Origin of the sequence: Mesoflavibacter zeaxanthinifaciens DSM 18436, assembly GCF_000422365.1 — a bacterium.
In the GTDB taxonomy this organism is placed as follows: Bacteria; Bacteroidota; Bacteroidia; order Flavobacteriales; family Flavobacteriaceae; genus Mesoflavibacter; species Mesoflavibacter zeaxanthinifaciens.
This window is the reverse complement of the sequence record NZ_KE383820.1, coordinates 267,306-290,189: the sequence shown is the minus strand read 5'-3', so window position 1 is coordinate 290,189 and position 22,884 is coordinate 267,306. Positions and strand designations below refer to the sequence as shown.

General features: G+C 34.3%; 14 protein-coding genes. 6 read left to right on the top strand and 8 right to left on the bottom strand.

What is annotated here, in order from left to right; translation table 11 throughout:
- The first annotated feature begins 6 nt into the window (after positions 1-6).
- The 3 genes from leuC to leuB all read left to right on the top strand — a co-directional run bounded on the left by leuC (position 7) and on the right by leuB (position 3,254).
- Positions 7-1,407 (top strand): 3-isopropylmalate dehydratase large subunit, encoded by a 1,401-nt coding sequence (gene leuC, locus H574_RS0113375; protein WP_027881068.1) that lies wholly within the window; start codon positions 7-9, stop codon positions 1,405-1,407.
- Between the two features lie 3 nt (positions 1,408-1,410).
- Positions 1,411-1,998 (top strand): 3-isopropylmalate dehydratase small subunit, encoded by a 588-nt coding sequence (gene leuD, locus H574_RS0113370; RefSeq protein WP_027881067.1) that lies wholly within the window; start codon positions 1,411-1,413, stop codon positions 1,996-1,998.
- A gap of 137 nt (positions 1,999-2,135) precedes the next feature.
- Positions 2,136-3,254: a 3-isopropylmalate dehydrogenase gene (leuB, locus tag H574_RS0113365; RefSeq protein WP_027881066.1), complete on the top strand. Its 1,119-nt coding sequence runs from the start codon at positions 2,136-2,138 to the stop codon at positions 3,252-3,254.
- Between the two features lie 55 nt (positions 3,255-3,309).
- On the opposite strand, the gene ilvA is transcribed toward leuB, so the two are convergent.
- The 7 genes from ilvA to gltB form a co-directional block, all read right to left on the bottom strand.
- The gene (gene ilvA, locus H574_RS0113360; RefSeq protein WP_027881065.1) at positions 3,310-4,572 is read right to left on the bottom strand and encodes a threonine ammonia-lyase IlvA; all 1,263 of its coding nucleotides are present in this window, start codon (positions 4,570-4,572) and stop codon (positions 3,310-3,312) included.
- A 10-nt stretch (positions 4,573-4,582) separates the two neighbouring features.
- Positions 4,583-6,082, bottom strand: coding sequence for a ketol-acid reductoisomerase (gene ilvC / locus H574_RS0113355; protein ID WP_027881064.1), 1,500 nt, complete (start codon positions 6,080-6,082; stop codon positions 4,583-4,585).
- A gap of 13 nt (positions 6,083-6,095) precedes the next feature.
- On the bottom strand, positions 6,096-6,623 hold the full coding sequence (ilvN, locus tag H574_RS0113350; protein WP_205619344.1) for an acetolactate synthase small subunit: 528 nt from the start codon (positions 6,621-6,623) through the stop codon (positions 6,096-6,098).
- Positions 6,624-6,625: 2 nt separating this feature from the next.
- The gene (gene ilvB, locus H574_RS0113345; RefSeq protein WP_027881062.1) at positions 6,626-8,359 is read right to left on the bottom strand and encodes a biosynthetic-type acetolactate synthase large subunit; all 1,734 of its coding nucleotides are present in this window, start codon (positions 8,357-8,359) and stop codon (positions 6,626-6,628) included.
- 123 nt (positions 8,360-8,482) lie between these two features.
- Entirely contained in the window at positions 8,483-10,162 is a 1,680-nt protein-coding gene (gene ilvD / locus H574_RS0113340) for a dihydroxy-acid dehydratase (protein ID WP_027881061.1), read from the bottom strand.
- Between the two features lie 378 nt (positions 10,163-10,540).
- Complete coding sequence (locus H574_RS0113335; RefSeq protein WP_027881060.1) at positions 10,541-12,007, bottom strand: glutamate synthase subunit beta; 1,467 nt, start codon at positions 12,005-12,007, stop codon at positions 10,541-10,543.
- Positions 12,008-12,011: 4 nt separating this feature from the next.
- Positions 12,012-16,517 carry a glutamate synthase large subunit gene (gltB, locus tag H574_RS0113330; RefSeq protein ID WP_036227652.1) on the bottom strand — a complete coding sequence of 1,502 codons (4,506 nt, stop codon included), beginning with the start codon at positions 16,515-16,517 and terminating at the stop codon, positions 12,012-12,014.
- Positions 16,518-16,957: 440 nt separating this feature from the next.
- On the opposite strand from gltB, the gene H574_RS0113325 reads away from it, so the two are divergent.
- A complete protein-coding gene (locus tag H574_RS0113325; RefSeq protein ID WP_027881058.1) occupies positions 16,958-17,296 on the top strand; it encodes a P-II family nitrogen regulator in 339 nt (112 codons plus the stop codon).
- 10 nt (positions 17,297-17,306) lie between these two features.
- Entirely contained in the window at positions 17,307-18,542 is a 1,236-nt protein-coding gene (locus H574_RS0113320; RefSeq protein ID WP_027881057.1) for an ammonium transporter, read from the top strand.
- 168 nt (positions 18,543-18,710) lie between these two features.
- Here the strand turns inward: H574_RS0113320 and H574_RS0113315 are convergent, their stop codons facing one another.
- Positions 18,711-21,290, bottom strand: a complete 2,580-nt coding sequence (locus H574_RS0113315) for a phosphoenolpyruvate carboxylase (protein WP_027881056.1) — start codon at positions 21,288-21,290, stop codon at positions 18,711-18,713.
- A gap of 314 nt (positions 21,291-21,604) precedes the next feature.
- Between H574_RS0113315 and metK the strand changes: the two genes are divergently transcribed.
- Positions 21,605-22,858: a methionine adenosyltransferase gene (gene metK / locus H574_RS0113310; RefSeq protein WP_027881055.1), complete on the top strand. Its 1,254-nt coding sequence runs from the start codon at positions 21,605-21,607 to the stop codon at positions 22,856-22,858.
- The last annotated feature ends 26 nt before the right edge of the window (positions 22,859-22,884 follow it).

Genomic DNA, 22,884 nt, shown 5'->3' with positions numbered 1-22,884 from the left:
AAGTTAATGAGCAAAAAAACATTATTTGATAAAGTTTGGGACGCGCATGTGGTAGATGCAATAGAAAATGGTCCGCAAATTTTATATATAGATAAACATTTAATACATGAAGTTACAAGTCCGCAAGCTTTTAATGAGCTAAAGGCGCGTAACATTCCTATTTTTAGACCTGATCAGATTGTTGCAACAGCAGATCACAATACACCAACAGTAGATCAACATTTACCTGTTAAAGACGATTTATCAAGAAAACAATTAAAACAACTTTCTGAAAATTGTAAAGCTAACTATATTACACTTTACGAGTTAGGTCATAAATACAATGGTATTGTTCATGTTATGGCACCAGAACTTGGTATTACTCAACCAGGAATGACCATAGTTTGTGGCGATAGTCACACTTCAACTCATGGTGCATTTGGATCTATCGCTTTTGGTATTGGCACAAGCCAAGTTGCACAAGTATTTGCTAGTCAATGCCTATTATTAACCAAACCAAAAAGCTTAAGAGTTACCGTTAACGGAACACTAAAAAAAGGCGTTTTACCTAAAGACGTCATTTTATACATTATCGCTCAAATAGGCACTAATGCAGGAACAGGTTACTTCTGCGAATATGCTGGTGATGTGTTTGAAAACATGTCTATGGAAGGTAGAATGACAGTTTGTAATATGAGTATTGAAATGGGCGCACGTGGCGGAATGATTGCTCCAGACCAAACTACTTTTGACTATGTAAAAGATAGAGAGTTTGCACCAAAAGGAAAAGATTTTGAAGACAAAGTAGCCTACTGGAAAACTTTACCAACGGACGAAGGTGCTATTTTTGATAAAGAATACACCTTTAATGCTGAAGATATCGAACCCATGATTACCTACGGTACAAACCCAGGAATGGGCATAAAAATCACCGATAATATACCGCAATTTAATGATGCATCGTTTGAAAAATCTTTAAAATACATGGATTTTAAAAAAGGTGAAAGTCTGATAGACAAAACCATTAATTACGTATTTATTGGTAGTTGTACCAACTCAAGAATTGAAGATTTTAGGATTGCTGCACAATATATAAAAGGCAAACAAAAAGCAGATAATGTAACTGCTTGGTTAGTCCCAGGAAGCAAACAGGTAGAATCTCAAATTATTGAAGAAGGCTTAAAAAGTATTTTTGAAAATGCTGGTTTTAAGTTACGTCAACCTGGTTGTAGTGCTTGTTTAGCAATGAATGACGATAAAATTCCGGAAGGCGAATACTGTGTATCGACTTCAAATAGAAATTTTGAAGGTAGACAAGGTCAAGGATCACGTACTATTTTGGCAAGTCCATTAGTTGCAGCCGCAACAGCTATTGAAGGAAAAATTATTGATGTAACTGCAACCAATTTTGTTGCTGAAGAGATTTAAGACATGGAAAAGTTTACAACATTACAATCTACAGCCATTCCATTAGCGATAGAAAATATAGATACCGATCAAATTATACCTGCGCGATTTTTAAAAGCTACAGACCGTAACGGTTTTGGCGAAAATGCGTTTAGAGATTGGCGTTTTAATAAAGATGGATCTGTTAATACAGATTTTGCATTAAACCAAAAAGAATACAGCGGAAGCATATTGGTTGCGGGTAATAATTTTGGTTGTGGCTCTAGTAGAGAACATGCTGCTTGGGCTTTGACAGATTACGGTTTTAAAGTTGTTGTCTCTAGTTTTTTTGCAGATATTTTTAAAGGAAATGCACTTAACAACGGTTTACTACCAGTACAAGTTAGCGACGATTTTTTAAAGGTACTTTTAAATGAAATTAAAGAAAATCCAAAAACCGAATTAATTGTAAATCTTGAAAAACAAACTATAAGCGTTGCCAACACTTCGTTTAAAGAACATTTTGAGATTGACCCTTATAAAAAAACATGCTTAATTAATGGTTATGATGATATTGACTATTTATTAAGCAAAAAAGAATTAATCACTCAGTTTGAAAACCAACGTAGCTAGTTAGCCTGCGTTAGCGATTGAACGGTATGTTTGAGCGCCTCGCAGAGCGCGAGTAGTGAAAGCGCGACCCGATAGGGAAACGCCCTAAAACAAAAAATTAACTAACAAAAAGCAAAAATTGCTTTAAAATATATACTATGAAATTAAATATTGCAGTTTTATCTGGTGATGGTATTGGACCAGAAGTTACGCATCAAGCCATAAAAGTACTTAAAGCTATCGCACAAGAGTTTGACCATAGTTTTAGATTTAAAGAAGCGCCAGTTGGTGCAATTGCGATTGACCAAACCGGTAATCCTTTACCTGACGACACCTTACAACTTTGCGAGGCTAGTGACGCTATTTTATTTGGCGCTATTGGTGATCCTAAATACGATAATAATCCTAGTGCTAAAGTTAGACCAGAACAAGGGTTACTTAAATTAAGAAAATCTCTTGGTCTTTACGCTAACATTAGACCAGTTAAGGCTTACGAGACATTATTAGACAAATCGCCTCTAAAAGAACACATTATTAAAGGTACAGATATTAGTATTTATCGCGAGTTGACTGGCGGTATTTATTTTGGTAAAAAACAATTAAGCGAAGACGGACATGTAGCTTCAGATTTATGTGAATATTCTCGGGAAGAAATAGAGCGTATTGCACATCTTGCTTTTAAAGCTGCTCAAAGCCGAAAGAAAAAAGTGACTTTAGTAGATAAAGCTAATGTCTTAGAAACATCGCGTTTATGGAGAAAAGTAGTTACTGAACTAGCTAAAGATTATCCTGATGTAGAATTAGACTTTTTATTTGTAGATAATGCTGCAATGCAAATGATTTTAAATCCAAAACAATTTGACGTGATCTTAACCGAAAACTTGTTTGGTGATGTAATTAGTGACGAAGCTAGCGTTATTGGTGGAAGCATTGGTTTGTTAGCTAGCGCATCTGTTGGAGATAAGCATGCTATGTTTGAACCAATTCATGGTTCTTATCCTCAAGCAAAAGGTAAAGGTATTGCAAATCCTATAGCTTCAATTTTAAGCGCTGCAATGTTACTTGAACATTTTGGTCTTTACAAAGAAGCAAATGTTATTAAAGCTGGTGTAGAAAAATCGTTACAATTGCATGTAACAACACCAGATTTAAATGATAATTTTGATCATATCACAACGTCTAAAGTTGGAGATTTTATAGAAGATTTTATCCATAATCCTAAGGATAGTAATTTAAATTTTACTAATATTCACTTAGGACAATCCACAATTATTTAAGTTTTAGTATTTAATTTGGAGTCTATGAAGCACCTTGAAAAAGGTGCTTTTTTTTTTACACTAAAAACTGAAATAAATCCGGTTTATTATTTAAATAATCCCCGTAAAAATTATGAAGTTTCATTTTAGTAATTAATGGCTGTAAATCGTCTGCCGATTTTAACTCTACTCCTACTACTGCTGCACCATTTTCACGGTTTGTTTTTTTGGTATATTCAAAGTGAGTGATATCATCATTTTCTCCTAAAATATCCACAACAAACTCTCGTAATGCGCCAGCACGCTGCGGAAACGTCACAATAAAATAATGTTTTAGATTAGCGTGTAACAAGGCACGTTCTTTAATTTCGGCAGTCCTAGTAATGTCATTATTACTTCCGCTTACTACACAAATCACATTTTTACCTTTTATTTCTTCTTTAAAATCATCTAAAGCAGAAATACTCAAAGCGCCAGCAGGTTCAACTACTATCGCATCTTTATTGTATAAATCCAAGATAGTTTGGCAAACTTTACCTTCAGCAACCGTTACCATTTGATCTAAATTTGACTTACAGATTTCAAAATTTAAATCGCCAACGCGTTGTACTGCTGCGCCGTCTACAAACTTTTCGATGTGGTTAAGCTGTGTGTTTTTTTGATTTTCAATTGACGTTTTCATTGATGGCGCGCCTAAAGGCTCGACACCAATAATTTTGGTTTGCGGTGATAACTCTTTAAACACTGAAGATAATCCAGCTGATAATCCGCCACCACCAACAGGTACAAATACATAATGAATTGGATGATGTGCTTGGTCTATAATTTCCAATCCAACGGTAGCTTGACCTTCAATTACCTTTTCATCATTAAATGGATGAATAAATGCTTTTGACAGTCGCTCGCATTCTTTCATCGCTAGATGATAAGAATCGTCAAAAGTATCGCCTGCAAGAATAATATCTATATACTCTTCTCCGAACATTTTTACCTGCTCCACCTTTTGTTTTGGCGTTGGAGCAGGCATATAAATAGTACCTTTGATTTTTAATAATTTACACGACAATGCTACACCTTGCGCATGATTACCAGCACTAGCACAAACAACACCATTCTCTACTTCTGAAGCCGATAACGAAGACATTTTATTATATGCGCCTCTAATTTTATAAGATCGCACTTGCTGTAAATCTTCACGTTTAAACATGATATTACAGTCAAATTCTTTAGAATATCTAAAGCTTGATGTTAATGGCGTCACCGCTGCAACATCGCGTAACTTTTCGGCTGCAGCTTCTACTGCTTTTAATTTAGGAAAATAGATTGTTTGCGTTTGCATTAGTTTGTTTTTAAGCTAAAACACTTTCTTCTTTAGCTTCGGTTTTTATCACTTTCATTGCGGTCATTGCGGCACGAAGACGTTTACCAACGGTTTCAATTGGATGATTTCTAATAGCGTCATTCACTTTGATTAATTCGATATTATCAACACCTGTTTTTGTTGAAAATGACTTTCCAATTACAGAAGTATCAACTGTTTTCATAAAATCTGCTAATAAGGGTTTGCACGCATGATCAAATAAATAGCAACCATATTCAGCAGTATCTGAAATGACGCGATTCATTTCAAATAACTTTTTACGTGCAATGGTATTTGCTATTAATGGTAATTCGTGTAACGATTCATAGTAAGCTGAATCTTCGATTATTCCTGCGCTTACCATAGTTTCAAAAGCAAGTTCTACACCGGATTTTACAAATGCGACTAACAGCACACCATGATCAAAATACTCTTGTTCTGTGATGTGATCTGTGGTTAATTCGGTTTTTTCGAAAGCAGTTTCACCAGTTGCTGCTCGCCATTTTAATAGATTAACATCATCATTTGCCCAATCTTCCATCATGGTTTTTGAGAAATGACCAGAAATGATATCGTCCATATGTTTTTCAAATAACGGACGCATGATGGTTTTTAATTCTTCAGACAATTCAAATGCTTTAATTTTTGAAGGATTTGACAATCTATCCATCATGTTTGTAATTCCGCCATGTTTTAAGGCTTCAGTAATGGTTTCCCAACCAAACTGGATTAATTTTGCAGCATAACCAGCATCAATTCCTTCGGTAACCATTTTGTCAAAAGACAAAATCGCACCAGTTTGCAATAAGCCACATAAAATGGTTTGCTCACCCATTAAATCAGATTTCACTTCAGCTACAAAAGACGATTCTAAAACGCCTGCACGATCGCCACCAGTTGCAACTGCGTAAGCTTTTGCTTGCGCCCAACCTTTATTTTCTGGATCGTTTTCTGGATGCACAGCAATTAAAGTTGGCACACCAAAACCACGTTTATATTCCTCACGTACTTCGGTACCTGGACATTTTGGCGCGACCATAATTACCGTAATATCCTTGCGAATTTGCGTACCTTCTTCAACAATATTAAATCCATGCGAGTAGCTTAACGTTGCGCCTTTTTTCATTAAAGGCATCACTTGATTTACTACATCTGTATGTTGCTTGTCTGGTGTTAAGTTTAACACTAAATCTGCTGTTGGGATTAAATCTTCATAGGTTCCAACATTAAATCCGTTATCGGTTGCATTTTTGTACGACGCTCGTTTTTCATCTATAGCTTGCTGACGTAAAGCATAAGAAATATCTAAACCAGAGTCTCTCATGTTTAATCCTTGGTTTAATCCTTGTGCGCCACAACCTACGATGACTATTTTTTTATCTTTTAATGCAGCTACGCCATCTTCAAATTCTGAAGCGTCCATAAATCTGCATTTTCCTAATTGTTCTAATTGTTTTCTTAATGGTAATGTGTTAAAATAATTTGCCATTTTAGTTTGTTTTTTAGTAATTAAATGCCTCTAGCATTTTAGTTATTTCCATTGGTGTTTTGGTAACTGCAATTCGTCCAGAACGGGTGAATTGTAAAATTCCAAACGCACTTAATTCTCTGTGTAATAATTCTATTTCGCTTCGTCTTCCTGATTTTTCAAGTACAAAAAATTCTTTATTTACAGTGACAATTCTTGCATTACTTTCTTTGATAATATTTTGAATTTGTCGCTCTTCAAACAATAAATCTGATTTGATTTTAAACAGACAAGATTCTTGATAAATGGTTTCTTCTTCGGTGTGATAATAGGCTTTAATCACCTCAACCTGTTTTTCAATCTGACCAATAATTTTTTTCATTTGGTCTTCGGTTAACTTCACCACAATGGTCCATTTAGACACATTTTCAATTTCAGAAATTGAAGAATTTATACTTTCAATATTGATGTGTCTACGTTGAAATATTGCCGAAATACGGTTTAATAACCCAATATTATTTTCAGTATAAATAGAAACGGTATATAATTTATTTTCGCTCATAATTACTCTAATCTTACATCTGAAACACTTGCGCCTGTTGGTATCATAGGGAATACATTATCCTCTTTTTCAACCATAACTTCTAAGAAATATGGGCCTTCCGTTTCCATCATTTCTTTTACAGCATTAGCTAAATCTTCTCGTTTAGACACGCTTTTAGCATTAATATGATAGCCTTTTGCTATCGCTACAAAATCTGGGTTTTCCATTTCAGTAGATGCGTAACGTCTATCAAAAAATAGTTGTTGCCACTGTCTTACCATACCTAAAAAATTGTTGTTAAGTACGACAATTTTTACTGGTACTTTGGTTTGAAAAATAGTTCCAAGTTCTTGTATTGTCATTTGATAACCACCATCACCAGCAATCATTACAACATCACGTTCTGGTGCGCCCATTTTTGCACCAATTGCAGCTGGTAAAGCAAATCCCATAGTCCCTAATCCGCCAGACGTAATGTTGCTTTTAGATACATTAAAATCGGCATAACGACACGCAATCATTTGGTGCTGACCAACATCGGTAACTATTGCTGCTTCACCTTTGGTTTGTGCATTAATCTCTTTAAGCACTTCACCCATAGTCAATCCATCTTTTGTTGGATGCAAATCGTCTTTTATGACTTTATCAAATTCAATTTGATACAAATCTTTAAACTTTTGATGCCATTCTGTATGCGAATTTTCTTTTAAAAGTGGAAGAATTGCCGCCAAAGTATCTTTCGAATTTCCTAAAACTGCAACATCTGTTTTTACATTTTTATCAACTTCTGCTGGATCAATTTCAAAATGAATCACTTTAGCTTGTTTAGCGTATGATGCTAAGTTTCCTGTGACGCGATCATCGAAACGCATTCCGATTGCGATTAAAACATCACATTCATTTGTTAACACATTTGGTGCATAATTACCATGCATACCAACCATACCAACATTTAATGGATGTGTTGAAGGAATTGCCGAAGCACCTAAAATAGTCCAAGCCGATGGTAAACCAGCTTTTTCGATAACAGCTTTAAATTCAGCTTCAGCTTCACCTAAAATTACACCTTGTCCCCAAACGACAAGAGGTTTTTTTGCATTATTTATTAAATCTGCAGCAGCTTGTAAGGTGTTTGGATCAGTTTCAGGAATTGGTTTGTAGCTTCTAATTCCTGTACATTTTTCGTATTTAAAATCGAATTCTTCAAATTGGGCATCCTTAGTAATATCTATTAAAACTGGACCAGGACGACCACTTTTTGCGATATAAAATGCTTTAGCAATGACTTCAGGAATTTCTGAAGCTTTTGTGACTTGATGATTCCATTTAGTCACAGGTGTAGAAATACCAACAATATCGGTTTCTTGAAAGGCATCACTACCTAATAAGTGTGAACCAACTTGACCAGTAATACACACCATTGGCGTACTATCTATTTGCGCATCTGCAATACCTGTGATTAGGTTGGTTGCGCCTGGACCAGAAGTTGCCATAGCAACACCAACTTTACCAGAAATGCGCGCATAACCTTGTGCCGCATGCGTTGCACCTTGCTCATGACGTGTTAAGACATGATGAATTTCGTTTTGAAATTTATACAACTCGTCATAAACTGGCATAATTGCACCGCCTGGATAACCATAAAGTACATCTACGCCTTCAGCCATTAAGCTTCGAACAACCGCTTCGCTACCCGAAATGCGGATAGTTTTTGAAGTAGATTGCTCGTTATTTTTTATCGTTTTTGTTTCCATAAATTCCTGCGCAGGCAGGAATCTCATCCTACCTTTTTAATTTTTATGTTTTCTCAAGTAACACTTGAGTTTTATGATTTTATTAAACCATCTCTTTTAGATTCCTGCTTTCGCAGGAATTTGTTAAAACTCGTCGGTTACGCAACCTTTGGATGCAGAGGACACTGTTTTAGCATATTTATAAAGGACACCACGATTAAATTTTAATTCTGGTGCTTTCCATGATTGTTTTCTTTGTGATAATTCTTCTTCTGAAACTTCAAGTTGAATGGTGTTGGTTTCAGCATCTATTGTGATAAAATCGCCATCTTTAACTAATGCGATTGTACCACCATCTTGAGCTTCTGGTGTGATGTGACCAACCACAAAACCGTGTGTACCACCAGAAAAACGTCCATCTGTAATTAACGCTACGTCTTTACCCAAACCTGCGCCCATTATGGCTGCAGTTGGCTTAAGCATTTCTGGCATTCCTGGTCCGCCTTTTGGTCCTTCGTATCTGATTACAACCACATCACCTTTTTCTACTTTACCATCTCTAATACCATCGTTTGCTGCGTATTCACCTTCAAATACTTTTGCTTTTCCGCAAAAGCGTAATCCTTCTTTTCCTGTGATTTTTGCAACACTTCCATCTTCAGCTAAATTACCGTAAAGCATGCGCAAGTGACCTGAGATTTTTATAGGTTCTTCGATTGGTTTTATCACATCTTGACCTTCTGCTAAATCATTAACATCTAATAAATTTTCTGCTAGTGTTTTTCCGGTAACGGTTAAACAATCGCCATGAATTAAGCCTTTTTTCAATAGATATTTTAAAACTGCTGGAATACCACCAACGCGATGTACGTCTTCCATTAGGTATTTTCCGCTAGGTTTTAAATCGGCTAAAAATGGTGTGTTATCACTGATATTTTGAAAATCTTTTAAGGTGAAATCTATATTTGCCGCACGAGCAATTGCTAAAAAGTGAAGCACTGCATTGGTCGATCCGCCTAAAATAGTTACCAAACGAATAGCGTTTTCTAAAGATTTACGTGTGATAATATCGCTTGGTTTAATATCTTTTTCAATTAGCAATCGCATTGCTTCGCCAGCTTTTATGGCTTCTTGTTTTTTCTCTTCGCCTGTTGCTGGATTTGATGAGTTAAAAGGTAATGTCATTCCTAAAGCTTCGATAGCTGACGCCATCGTATTTGCGGTGTACATTCCGCCACAAGCACCAGCACCAGGACAAGCTTTTTCAACTATATTTTGATATTCGCTTTCATTCATTGTACCAGCTACTTTGCTTCCCCAAGCTTCGAAAGCAGAAACGACGTCTAGTTTTTTTCCGTTATGACAACCAGAATCAATAGTTCCACCATAAACCAAAATACTTGGTCTGTCTAATCGAATCATCGCCATTAATGCTCCTGGCATATTTTTGTCACAACCAACAACGGTAATTAGTCCGTCGTAACTCATTGCTTGCACTACGGTTTCCATAGAATCTGCAATAATATCTCGTGACGGTAAAGAATAACGCATACCTGGTGTACCCATGGAAATTCCGTCACTTACACCAATTGTATTAAAAATTAAGCCTACAACATCTTTATTTTTTGTGCCTTGCTTAGCGAGTTTTGCTAAGTCATTTAAGTGCATATTACATGGATTACCTTCGTAACCTGTACTTGCAATACCTATAATGGGTTTATAAAAATCTTCTTTGGTTAATCCTATTGCATGCAACATCGCTTGTGCTGCTGGTTGCGTTGGATCTTGTGTTACTGTTTTACTGTATTTATTTAGTTGACTCATTTAGTCCGTTTCTTATTTATGATTTTCTAAATTACTAATTTGACTATGCTTGACTTTTTAGTTATTGAATTATAGACTAAAGCCACAAATCTATTTAACTATTTAAAATATTGATTATCAGTTATTTAAAATAGAGCGCGTATGATGCCCAATTGTTAATATTTGACCTTTTTATTTTACTTTAAACTGAAATAAACCCAAAAAAAAAGCCTTCCTGAAAAGGAAGGTTTTTAAATTTATTCTTAACTTATAGACACCATTCCTTAACACCGTGATTTAATAATCACAATGCTAATAATTGAAATGATATTTACGATTTGTTTGTTCATCTTGATAAACAAATATTGAAATTATTTAATTAAAATCCAAATTACACGATTACACTCTTGGTAAATCACCTTCTTCTTTTAATGGTAAATTAGATTTTCCCATTAAAAAAGCATCTACATGATGTGCTGCTTGACGACCTTCGGAAATTGCCCAAACAATTAAAGATTGACCGCGACGCATATCTCCTGCAGTAAAAATACCTTTTACATTGGTTGCATAATCTTTTTCGGTTGCCTTGATGTTGGTTCTAAAATCCATTTCTAAACCAAATTGTTCTGCTAAAGTTTTTTCGGCACCTGTAAAACCAAGTGCTAACAGCGCTAAATCGCAGTCCCAAGTTTTTTCTGTTCCAGGTAATTCTTTTAATTCTGGTCTTTCGCCTTCTTTAAAAATCCATTCGACTTCAACAGTTTTTAAACCGATTAAATTTCCATTTTTATCGCCTAAAAATTCTTTAGTTGAAATACTAAAAAAGCGCTCAACACCTTCTTTATGCGATGTTGTCGTTTTTAATCGCATAGGCCAATAAGGCCAAGGTTGATGCGCAGGACGACCTTTAGTTGGTTTGCTCAAAATTTCAAAATTTGTTACCGATGTTGCACCATGACGATTACTAGTACCAATACAATCGCTACCTGTATCGCCGCCGCCAATGACAATTACTTTTTTATTTTTTGCTGAAATAATTTCATCTTCACCTATCAGTCCATCAACATATTGATTATTTTTCTTTAGAAATTCCATTGCTTGATGTACACCTTTTAGATGATTTCCTTTTATAGGAATATTACGCCTAACAGTTGCGCCGCCACATAAAAGAATTGCATCAAAATCTGCTTTAATCGTTTCGACACTTACGTTTTTTCCAACGTGAGCATTGGTTTTAAAGGTAATCCCTTCGTCTTCAAGGATTTTAATACGTCTATCTATAATTTTCTTTTCTAACTTAAAATCGGGAATACCGTAACGTAACAAACCACCAACTTTTGCGTCACGCTCAAAAACGGTTACCAAATGTCCTGCTCTATTTAATTGCTGTGCAGCAGCCAAACCTGACGGACCAGAACCTACAACAGCAACTTTTTTACCTGTAAGATGTTTTGGTGGATGCGCTTGTATCCAACCTTCTTTAAAGGCGATTTCTGCAATGTTTTTTTCAATATTTTCAATGGTTACTGGATCTTCATTAATCCCTAGCACGCAAGCTTCTTCACAAGGTGCAGGACACAAACGACCTGTAAATTCTGGAAAATTATTTGTAGCATGTAAAATTTGTGCTGCTTCTTTCCATCGTCCTTTATAGACTTTATCGTTAAAATCAGGAATTAAATTACCCAGCGGACAACCGCTATGACAAAACGGAATACCACAATCCATACATCTAGCTCCTTGATTTTTGAGTTTTTCCTCTTTTAAAGGCACTGTGAATTCTTTATAATTTTTTAGACGATTTTCTACTTTCAAATAACCTTCGTCTTCTCTTTTATATTCTAAAAACCCTGTTGTCTTTCCCATAATTTTAAGCTTTTACAGTTTGCTCTTCTGCTATTCTTATTAATGCTTGTTTGTATTCTTCTGGTAATACCTTAATGAATTTTGGCAATTCTGTTTGCCAATTTTCGAGAATACGTTGTGCTAACGGACTTAATGTTGCGTTGTAATGATTCTCTATTAAGTCTTTTAATTCTGAAATATCTTCAGCAGTTTCAACTGGATCAAGATTTAACCCTTCTTTATTACAGTGTTTTTCAAAGGTGTTTTTTGAGTCGTAGATGTATGCAATTCCGCCACTCATTCCTGCTCCAAAATTACGACCAACTTCACCTAAAATTACAGCGCGTCCGCCAGTCATATATTCGCAACCATGATCACCAATACCTTCTACAACAGCACTTGCGCCAGAATTTCGCACACAAAAACGCTCACCAGCTTTTCCGTTAATATAAGCTTCACCAGAAGTAGCACCGTAAAGCGCCACGTTACCAATAATGATATTTTCTTCAGGTACTAATGTAGACTCGTCTGGCACTTTTACCACTATTTTTGCACCAGACAATCCTTTACCTAAATAATCGTTAGAGTTACCATTTATTACCAAGGTTAAACCTTTGGTTGCAAATGCACCAAAACTTTGTCCTGCAGCACCAGTAAAATTAATTTTTAACGTGTTATCTGGTAAACCTTGTGCACCATAAATTTTTGAAATTTCGTTACTTAAAATTGCTCCGAAAGCACGATTACGATTAGTAATTTTTGATTCAAGTACTGTTTTTTCTTTTCTGAATAACGCCGGATGTGCTTGACTAATAATTTTAAAATCTAAAGCCGAATCTAAAGCATGATCTTGCTTTTCGGTGTTATAAAATTTAGCATCTTTTGGCGCATCTACTTGATGTAAAATTGGCGTTAAATCTAAATCTAAAGCCTTATAATGTTTAATGGTATTGTTTCTGTTTAATTTTTGAACTTGACCAACCATTTCATTAACGGTTCTAAAACCAAGTTGCGCCATAATTTCTCTTAATTCTTGCGCTACGAAATACATGAAGTTAACCACATGTTCTGGTTTTCCTTTGAATTTTTTACGTAATTCTGGGTTTTGAGTTGCAATACCAACTGGACATGTATTTAAGTGACAAACACGCATCATAATACAGCCAGAAGCCACTAATGGCGCTGTTGCGAAACCGAATTCTTCAGCTCCTAAAAGACAAGCAATAGCAACATCACGACCAGTTTTTAATTGTCCGTCACATTCTAAAACTACACGATTTCTCAAATCATTCATCACTAAAGTTTGTTGTGCTTCGGCTAAACCTAATTCCCATGGTAAACCAGCGTGTTTTAGCGATGTTAACGGAGATGCACCAGTACCACCATCGTGACCCGAAATTAAAATCACATCGCCTTTTGCTTTTGCAACACCAGCTGCAACGGTACCAACACCAACTTCGGATACTAATTTTACATTAATTCGTGCGTCACGATTAGCCGATTTTAAATCATAAATTAATTGTGATAAATCTTCGATAGAATAAATATCGTGATGTGGCGGCGGAGAAATTAGACCAACATAAGGTGTAGAATTACGTGTTTTTGCAATATCTGGATTTACTTTTGGACCAGGTAATTGTCCGCCTTCACCAGGTTTTGCACCTTGCGCCATTTTTATTTGAATTTCTGACGCATTGGTTAAATAATTTGACGTCACACCAAAACGACCAGATGCAACTTGTTTGATTGCCGAGTTTTTCCAATCTCCATTTAAGTCTTTATAAAAACGCTCTTCATTTTCTCCTCCTTCACCAGAATTGGATTTTCCTCCAATACGATTCATCGCAATTGCTAAATTTTCATGCGCTTCTTTACTAATAGATCCGTAAGACATCGCACCTGTTTTGAAACGTTTTACAATTTCTGTCCACGGTTCGACTTCTTCTAAAGGAATTGGGTCGTAGTTAGTAAATTCAAATAATCCACGAATGGTCATTAACTGCTTGCTTTGCTCGTTAATTAAATCGGAATATTCTTTATATGTCTTGTGCTTATTACTTCTCACAGCTTCTTGAAGTTTTGCAACAGTTAATGGATTAAACGTATGTTTTTCGCCATGACGTCTCCATTTGTATTGTCCGCCAAATTCTAAATTTAAATCAGCATCAACTTCATCTGTCTTGTAGGCTTTTTTATGACGCTTGTAAATTTCTTTTTCAATTTCGCGTAAGCCAACACCTTGTATTCTTGTTATGGTATTGGGGAAATAATCGTTTACAATTTTTGTGTTTAATCCTACACATTCAAAAAGTTGAGATCCGCGATAAGAATTAAGTGTTGAAATACCGATTTTGTTCATCACTTTTAAAATACCCATTCCTATAGCTTTATTGTAGTTTTTAATAGCCGGTAGGTAATCTAGATTTTCAATTTCTTTATTTTCAACTTGATTGTAAACAATTTCGTTTACGATGTAAGGGTTTATTGCACTTGCACCGTAACCAAAAAGTAGTGCAAAATGATGGACTTCTCTTGGTTCTGCCGACTCGATAATGAGGCTAACCTTGGCACGTTTACCTATTTTATACAATTCGTGATTTACATAAGAACACGCCATTAATGCAGGAATTGGTGCTAGTTTTTTGTTTACGCCTCTATCCGAAAGTATGATAATATTTCCGCCTTTATCAATAGCTTTTGAAGCTTGTTTTACTAAATCTTCTAACGCTGCTTCCAATCCGTTTAAGCCTTTATCAACTTCATATAGCATCGAAATGGTACTAACTACAAAATCTGGATTGTTTTTATAGTTTTTTATCTTATCTAAATCGTGTTTTGAAATGACAGGATTTTGAATTTTTAACTTTCGGCATTGATCTTCGTTAATCTTGAAAATGTTAGTGTCGCTACCTAAAGTCAAGCTAATATCTGTGATTAATTTTTCGCGAATACCATCTAATGGCGGATTTGTAACTTGAGCAAAAAGCTGTTTAAAATAGTTGTAAATCAGTTGTGGTTTTTCAGAAAGCACCGCAATTGGCGTATCATTTCCCATAGATCCTATTGGCTCTTTTCCTAATTGTGCCATAGGTTTGATAATGGTATTTAAATCTTCTTGCGTATACCCAAATACAACTTGTCTTTTGTCTAATGTGTCTTCTTTATGTTTTATTGGTCCTTTTTTAGCAGGTATATCTGCTAGATGCACTAAGTTTTTATCTAACCATTTTTTGTACGGATGTTTGGTAACGATATCTGCTTTAATTTCTTCATCATTAATAATTCGACCTTGATTCATATCTACCAAAAACATTTTTCCTGGTTCTAAACGACCGTGTTTTTCTATGTTTTTAGGATCAATTTCTATCACTCCAGTTTCTGAAGACATAATTACATATCCATCTTTAGTGACAGAATATCTTGACGGTCGTAAACCATTTCTATCCAAGACAGCACCGATATAATTACCATCTGTAAACGGTATTGATGCTGGTCCGTCCCAAGGTTCCATGATACAAGAATTATACTCGTAAAACGCCTTTTTAGCTTCAGACATTTCAGGGTTTTTTTCCCAAGCTTCAGGAACTAACATCATCATTACTTCTGGTAAAGTTCTTCCTGTCATTAGTAATAATTCTACAACCATATCCATAGACGCAGAATCAGATTTTCCTGGTATTACAATTGGAAAAATACTTTTTATATCTTCTCCAAACCAATCACTTTCCATTAATTCTTGTCGTGATAAAGTACGCGAGACATTTCCGCGAAGCGTATTAATTTCGCCATTATGACACATATATCTAAATGGTTGTGCCAAATCCCAAGTTGGAAATGTATTTGTTGAAAAACGTTGATGCACCAACGCCAAACGCGTAACTAGTGTTGGATCTTGTAAATCTGTGTAATACAGTTTTATATCTTCAGGAATTAAAAGTCCTTTATATATTATAGTTTTAGTTGAAAGACTTGGCAAATAAAATCTTGAACTTTCTGATAATTTTGAATTTCTAATAGCATGTTCAGCTTGTTTTCTTGCCGTAAAAAGTTTTAAATTGAAATCAAAATCTGATTGTTTTTTATCGGATTTTCCTATAAATACTTGTTTTACAAAAGGCTCAGTTTCTGCAGCAATTTTACCTAAAACCGAAGTGTCTACAGGCACATCTCTCCAACCTAATATTTCTAAGTCTTGACCTTTTATATAGTTTTTAAAAACTTCTATACAATAATTGCGTTGATTTTCCTTTTGAGGCAAAAACATATTACTTACAGCATATTCTCCTGGTTTTGGCAATATAAAATCACAGTTTTTCACAAAAAAATCATGCGGAATATCTATTAAAATACCTGCGCCATCGCCAGTTTTTCCGTCACTACTTACAGCACCTCGATGTTCTAATTTTTCAAGAATTTCTAGTGCTTTATGTATGATGTTATTTGATTTATTTCCTTTAAGACTGCAAATAAATCCTGCTCCACAATTATCATGCTCAAATTCTGGAAAATAAAGGCCTTGTTGCTTTAACATAATGCAAAAATTTTTAAAGAGTTAGTTAGTTGTATTTATCCTAAGATACTGTGATACATCCTAATATGAAAGAAGTGAAATCATTTTTCCATATTTAATAATGACATTAATTTTTTATAAGATATTATCAAAATGAACCGCTAAAAAATAAGAAATAACTAATGATAATTTTTAGCAAAAAAGGCAATTTGTTGCGAAAAGGTTTTCGAAAAAGACGAAAATCAAAAATAAATTCAACGAAAATATCTATTTACTGAGATTTACTCAAAACACCGATTAAGGATTTGATAATATTTTTAAATATAAATATTTCACCCTTAACTTTTAAGGGTTAAAAATATCAATTTAGCAAAAATTAAAACATTACCCCTTAATTTTATAGGGTTAAACATCTTTTTTATTAGCTTTAAAACAACAACTAACAAAAAACAACTAAATAAATGAAAAAAGTAGAAGCAATAATTAGAAAGTCTAAGTTTTCTGCTGTAAAAAAAGCACTTCATGAAGTTGGAGTTAATTTTTTTTCCTATTGGGATGTTACTGGTTTGGGTAACGAAAAGATAGGACACGTTTACAGAGGTGTATCATATAGCACAAGTGACATACAGCGTCGCTACTTGTCAATTGTTGTTAATGATGAATTTTTAGACGTTACTGTACAAACTATAATTGAAGCTGGAAAAACAGGTGAAGTTGGAGATGGGAAAATCTTTGTTTCAAACATTGAAGAAGTTTATCGAATAAGAACAGAAGAAAAAGGAGGAAACACATTAAACTAACTAATAACAAATGGAATTATTAACCACAAATAATGTATGGATGATGATCTGTACAGCCTTAGTATTTTTTATGCATCTTGGCTTTTCTCTATTAGAAATAGGATTGACAAGACAAAAAAATACCATTAACATATTATTTAAAAACATATTTATTATCTGCGTAGGATTACTATTATATTGTTTAGTTGGATTTAATCTAATGTATCCAGGATTTGAAGAAGGCGCTTCAGGCTTTTTTGGTTTCTCTGGTTTTGGGTTAGGTTCACCATTAACAGCAGAAGGCACATTAGACCTTAATTACAACCAAGGCTACACATATTGGACTGACTTTTTATTTCAAGGAATGTTTGCTGCAACAGCTGCAACTATAGTTTCTGGAGCAGTTGCAGAACGCATTAAAATTGGACCATTTATGATATTTACAATTATATATGTAGGATTAGTTTATCCAATTGCTGGTTCATGGAAATGGGGAGAAGGTTGGTTAGACCAACTAGGTTTTTATGACTTTGCTGGCTCAACATTAGTACACTCCGTTGGTGGTTGGGCAGCTTTAGTTGCTGTTTGGTTACTTGGCGCACGTATTGGAAAATTTAAAGACGGAAAGTCCTTTGTAATTCTTGGCCATAATTTACCATTAGCTACTGCTGGTGTTTTAATTTTATGGTTAGGTTGGTTCGGGTTTAATGGAGGATCGGTTTTATCTGCAGATCCAGCAGCTACATCACTTACTTTAGTAACTACATCTTTAGCTGCTGCAGGTGGAGGCGTTTCTTCTTTTTTAATTTCAACGTTAGCTTATAAAAACTATGATTTAACGATGTTTTTAAATGGAATTTTAGGTGGTTTAGTAGGTATTACCGCTGGAGCTGATCAAATGTCACCAACAGATGCTATATTAATTGGAGTTGTTGCTGGCGGATTAATTGTAGGCGCTGTAGCATTAGTTGATAAAATTAAGCTTGATGATCCTGTTGGCGCTATTGCTGTACATTTAATATGCGGTATTTGGGGAACATTAGCTGTAGGTATATTTGGAAATCTTGCTGGTTTTGATCAATTTTTAAACCAATTAATAGGTGTTGCTGCTTATGCTGTTTTCTGTTTAGTCACCTCATTTATAATATTATTTACACTGAAAAAATTAACAGGCATCAGAGTCTCTGAAGATGAAGAAATTAATGGATTAGATGAATACGAACACGGTATGAGTGCGTATCCAGATTTTAGATTAAACGAACATTAGAATATTAAAATTTAAAGTGGTTTTAAGTAACTATTTTTATTTAGTTTGTTAGTTAGTGTCAAGCCTCAAAGTTGTATAAGCTTTGAGGCTTTTCCAATTTTAATAGATAAAGAAACAAAAAAAGACACTTTAAAAAGTGCCTTTTTGGAAGTTAATTTATTATAAATTTTAAGCTGAATTACGACTAGCGTTAATATTACCAAATAAAGAGCGTGTTACCATTTTTTGATACACTTCTAACTCTTCACCTTCTGTCACGCCATCTTTTTGCAGCTCTTGAATTTTTTTCAACGCATATTGTTGTATAGTTAATAAAGGTAACACTATAGATTCTCTAACATTAATTGAAGCTTTTCCTGCTGGCTCTTCCTGCATTAATTCTTTATAACCAGTTAGCTTTAAAATTAGACGTTTAGAGGTTTCAAACTCTTTATAGATAATATTCCAAAACTCACCATATTCAGGATCTTCACTCATATATTTAGTCAAATCAAAAAACGATTTTGATAAGGACATCATACTGTTTTCTATTAATGTTCTAAAGAAATTTGATGATTTAAATAACGCTTGCACTTTATCAAATTCGCCTGCATCCTCATAATATTTAAGCGCTGTTCCTACACCAAAAAATCCAGGTACGTTTTGCTTTAACTGACTCCAAGACCCTACAAAAGGTATTGCTCTTAAATCCTCAAAAACTAAACCTTCAGATTTTCCTCTTTTTGACGGACGACTACCAATATTTGTTTTAGCATAATATTTTAAGGTACTCATGTGCTCTAAATAAGGAATAAATTTTTCATGTTGTTTAAAGCTAGAATAAGCTTCGTAACTTAGTTTTGCTAAATTATCCATTACTTCTCTATTTTCTGGTACCATTCTTAAATCTGTATCACTTAAACTATTGTAAAGTCCAGAACTTATTAATTGTTCTAAGTTATATTGTGAAGATTCTAATGTCCCAAAATTAGAACTTATTGTCTGTCCTTGAATGGTTAACTGCACTTCTTTATCCTCAATAGTTGGTCCCAAAGACGCGTAAAAGTTGTGTGTTTTTCCTCCTCCACGTGCTGGCGGTCCGCCACGCCCATCAAAGAAAATTACAGTTACATCATATTTTCTTGATACTTCAGTTAGGCGTTCTTTAGCTTTATATATTGCCCAATTAGCCATTAGGTAACCACCATCTTTTGTACCATCACTAAAACCTAACATGATGGTTTGTTTGTTACCTCTAGATTTTAAATGTGCACTATATTCTGGATTTGTATACAACTCTTCCATTACCAAATGTGCGTTTTCTAAATCTGTAATGGTTTCAAACAACGGACCAATATCTACAGTTAGTTTATCATGAAACGCTACTAGTTTAAGCATTGCAAATAACTGCATCACATTTAATGTGGTTTGGTTGTTACTAATTATGTAACGGTTTGCTGCGCGCTCTCCATTATTTTCTTGGATGGTTTTTATTACCTCAATAGTCTTAAGTGCTTTTAAAGCGTCTTCATCTTTTATTAACGATAAATCCACTTTTCCTTTTACTTTAGAAAGTAATTGCACTTGTTCTTTTTCACTTAAATCGTGATAATTTTTAGGAAAAATATCACTACCGTTTTCAATTAAAGTATCAACCATAGTGTTAAACACCTTAGCATGTGCACGACTATCTTGACGGATATCTAAATTTGAAAAATGAAAACCAAACAATTTCACTTTATTAAGTAGACTTGTTAATTCATCTACGTAAAGTGATTGATGTTTTTCTATAATTACTTTTTTTATAGCTTCTAATTCTTCAGTAAAGTTTTGAAGTGTTAAATCTGATTCTTGTTGAAGCACAATACTGTATAGTTGCGACTCTAATTTTAAAACTCTATCTTCTACACCTTCAAAGGTTAACTTTCTTTTTAATTGTCTTATATCTCGATAGTAGTTTTTTATTATTGCTTCTCTTAATTTATTTGCTACTTTCAGAGTAATTTCTGGTGTAACAAATGGATTACCATCTCTATCTCCTCCTGGCCAAAAGCCAACATTAATGATATCGTTATTTACTTCTTGTCCTTCAAAAATATTACTTTGAATGTAATCGAATATTTTACCAAAAGAATAGTAAAACACGTTTTCTAAATACCAAATTAAACTTACAGCCTCATCGTATGGTGTAGGCTTTTTATCTTTAAAGAAAGGTGTTTTCCCTAATTGGGCTAATAAATCGTTAATCCTTAATAAATCATTATCTTTTATTGCTTCTGTTAAATCTGTAATAATCGCCAGAACAGAACCTGGATAAAATTGAGTTGGATGCGCAGTAAGTACTATTCGCACTTTAAATTCTTCTAAATATTCACGTAGCTCGTCTAATTTTCCACTTGCTCTAGTAGATTCTTTTAAACTTCTTAACGTACCAATACCATCCATATTATTTACTACAGGAAATGCAGCATCTTCAATAGCATCAAACAAAACAACTTGTCTTTCTATATATTGAATAAACCTAAACATAAGATTTATTCGGCTTTCTTCACTTCGTCTTGCTTGGTATTTTTCAAAAAAGGTTTCTACAATTTCAGTTGGATTTTGCCCATCTTTAAAACCTTTCTGACACGTTTCATGAAACAACGGTAATAAGACACCAGTTTTTGTAATTGTATCAAAAGGCAGAGTCATAAAAATACTATTGTAGATTTGGTATTTTGACAAAACATTTTGATTAAAACGAGTTAATTTTGGCTGTAAAGGCATATTTATCTTTTATTTTTTTTATTAAGCTTAAAGTTAATGAAGCTTCTTAAACTTAGCAAAGTATAACCCGTTTTTTAAGATTAAATTAGAGAAAACCTTTTCGTAATTAATATTTTTTTCTTCTTGTATTTGAAGTTATTGTTATAATAATTTTAACGTCTTACCAGTTTTTAAATTATTTTATTTTAGTACATTTGTCGCTCGAAAAAACAGAGGAAAGATTTGACTGATTGCAACCTCCATAAAAAATGCTAAAGGCAGTAATACTTCCTTGAGACGCACGTGTCAAATCTTACCTATAAATTAAATTTAAAATGGCGTATTTATTTACATCAGAAAGTGTATCTGAAGGACATCCAGATAAAGTAGCAGATCAAATTAGTGATGCTTTAATTGATAATTTTTTAGCATTTGACAAAGAAAGCAAAGTTGCTTGCGAAACGTTGGTTACGACTGGTCAAGTGGTTTTAGCTGGAGAGGTTAAGTCTAACACTTATTTAGACGTTCAAAAAATTGCAAGAGATACTATAAATAAAATTGGTTACACCAAAGGAGAATATATGTTTGACGGCAACTCTTGCGGTGTTTTTAGTGCAATACATGAGCAAAGTGACGACATTAGTCGTGGTGTAGACCGTGCTACTAAAGAAGAACAAGGCGCTGGTGACCAAGGTATGATGTTTGGTTATGCAACACGCGAGACTGAAAACTACATGCCACTTGCATTAGATTTATCTCATAAAATCTTAAAAGAATTAGCAACTTTAAGACGCGAAAACAAAGATATTACTTACTTAAGACCAGATTCTAAAAGCCAGGTAACTATCGAGTATAGTGATGATAACGTACCTCAACGTATTGATGCTATCGTAGTCTCTACACAACATGACGATTTTGCAGATGAAGCTACCATGCTAGCAAAAATTAAAAAGGATATTATTGAAATCTTAATACCTAGAGTTGTTGCTACTTTACCTGAAGAGTTAAAAGGGCTATTTAATGACGACATTAAATACCACATCAATCCAACAGGAAAATTTGTAATTGGAGGACCACATGGCGACACAGGATTAACAGGTCGTAAAATTATAGTAGACACTTATGGCGGAAAAGGCGCACATGGTGGTGGTGCTTTTTCAGGAAAAGACCCAAGTAAAGTAGACCGTAGTGCTGCTTACGCAACTAGACATATTGCTAAAAATCTTGTTGCTGCTGGAGTTTGTGACGAGGTTTTAGTACAAATAAGTTATGCTATTGGTGTTGTAGAACCAATGGGGATTTTTATTGATACTTACGGAACTTGTCCTTTTAACATGACCGACGGAGAAATTGCAGAAAAAGTCTCGAAAATATTTGACATGCGTCCAGCAGCTATCGAAGAACGTTTAAAACTACGTAACCCTATGTATAGCGAAACTGCAGCTTATGGACATATGGGAAGACAAAACGAAGTTGTTACTAAAACTTTTGAACAACCTAACGGTGAAAATGTAACATTAGATGTTGAATTATTTACATGGGAAAAACTTGACTATGTTGAAAAAGTAAAAACTGAATTTGGGTTATAATTCTTATAAATCAAAATAAAAAAAGC

Excerpts from the sequence above, each read along its gene's own strand:
- leuC (WP_027881068.1), top strand. The coding sequence starts at position 7 with ATGAGCAAAAAAACATTATTTGATAAAGTTTGGGACGCGCATGTGGTA.
- leuD (WP_027881067.1), top strand. The coding sequence starts at position 1,411 with ATGGAAAAGTTTACAACATTACAATCTACAGCCATTCCATTAGCGATA.
- leuB (WP_027881066.1), top strand. The coding sequence starts at position 2,136 with ATGAAATTAAATATTGCAGTTTTATCTGGTGATGGTATTGGACCAGAA.
- ilvA (WP_027881065.1), bottom strand. The coding sequence starts at position 4,572 with ATGCAAACGCAAACAATCTATTTTCCTAAATTAAAAGCAGTAGAAGCT.
- ilvC (WP_027881064.1), bottom strand. The coding sequence starts at position 6,082 with ATGGCAAATTATTTTAACACATTACCATTAAGAAAACAATTAGAACAA.
- ilvN (WP_205619344.1), bottom strand. The coding sequence starts at position 6,623 with ATGAGCGAAAATAAATTATATACCGTTTCTATTTATACTGAAAATAAT.
- ilvB (WP_027881062.1), bottom strand. The coding sequence starts at position 8,359 with ATGGAAACAAAAACGATAAAAAATAACGAGCAATCTACTTCAAAAACT.
- ilvD (WP_027881061.1), bottom strand. The coding sequence starts at position 10,162 with ATGAGTCAACTAAATAAATACAGTAAAACAGTAACACAAGATCCAACG.
- H574_RS0113335 (WP_027881060.1), bottom strand. The coding sequence starts at position 12,007 with ATGGGAAAGACAACAGGGTTTTTAGAATATAAAAGAGAAGACGAAGGT.
- gltB (WP_036227652.1), bottom strand. The coding sequence starts at position 16,517 with ATGTTAAAGCAACAAGGCCTTTATTTTCCAGAATTTGAGCATGATAAT.
- H574_RS0113325 (WP_027881058.1), top strand. The coding sequence starts at position 16,958 with ATGAAAAAAGTAGAAGCAATAATTAGAAAGTCTAAGTTTTCTGCTGTA.
- H574_RS0113320 (WP_027881057.1), top strand. The coding sequence starts at position 17,307 with ATGGAATTATTAACCACAAATAATGTATGGATGATGATCTGTACAGCC.
- H574_RS0113315 (WP_027881056.1), bottom strand. The coding sequence starts at position 21,290 with ATGCCTTTACAGCCAAAATTAACTCGTTTTAATCAAAATGTTTTGTCA.
- metK (WP_027881055.1), top strand. The coding sequence starts at position 21,605 with ATGGCGTATTTATTTACATCAGAAAGTGTATCTGAAGGACATCCAGAT.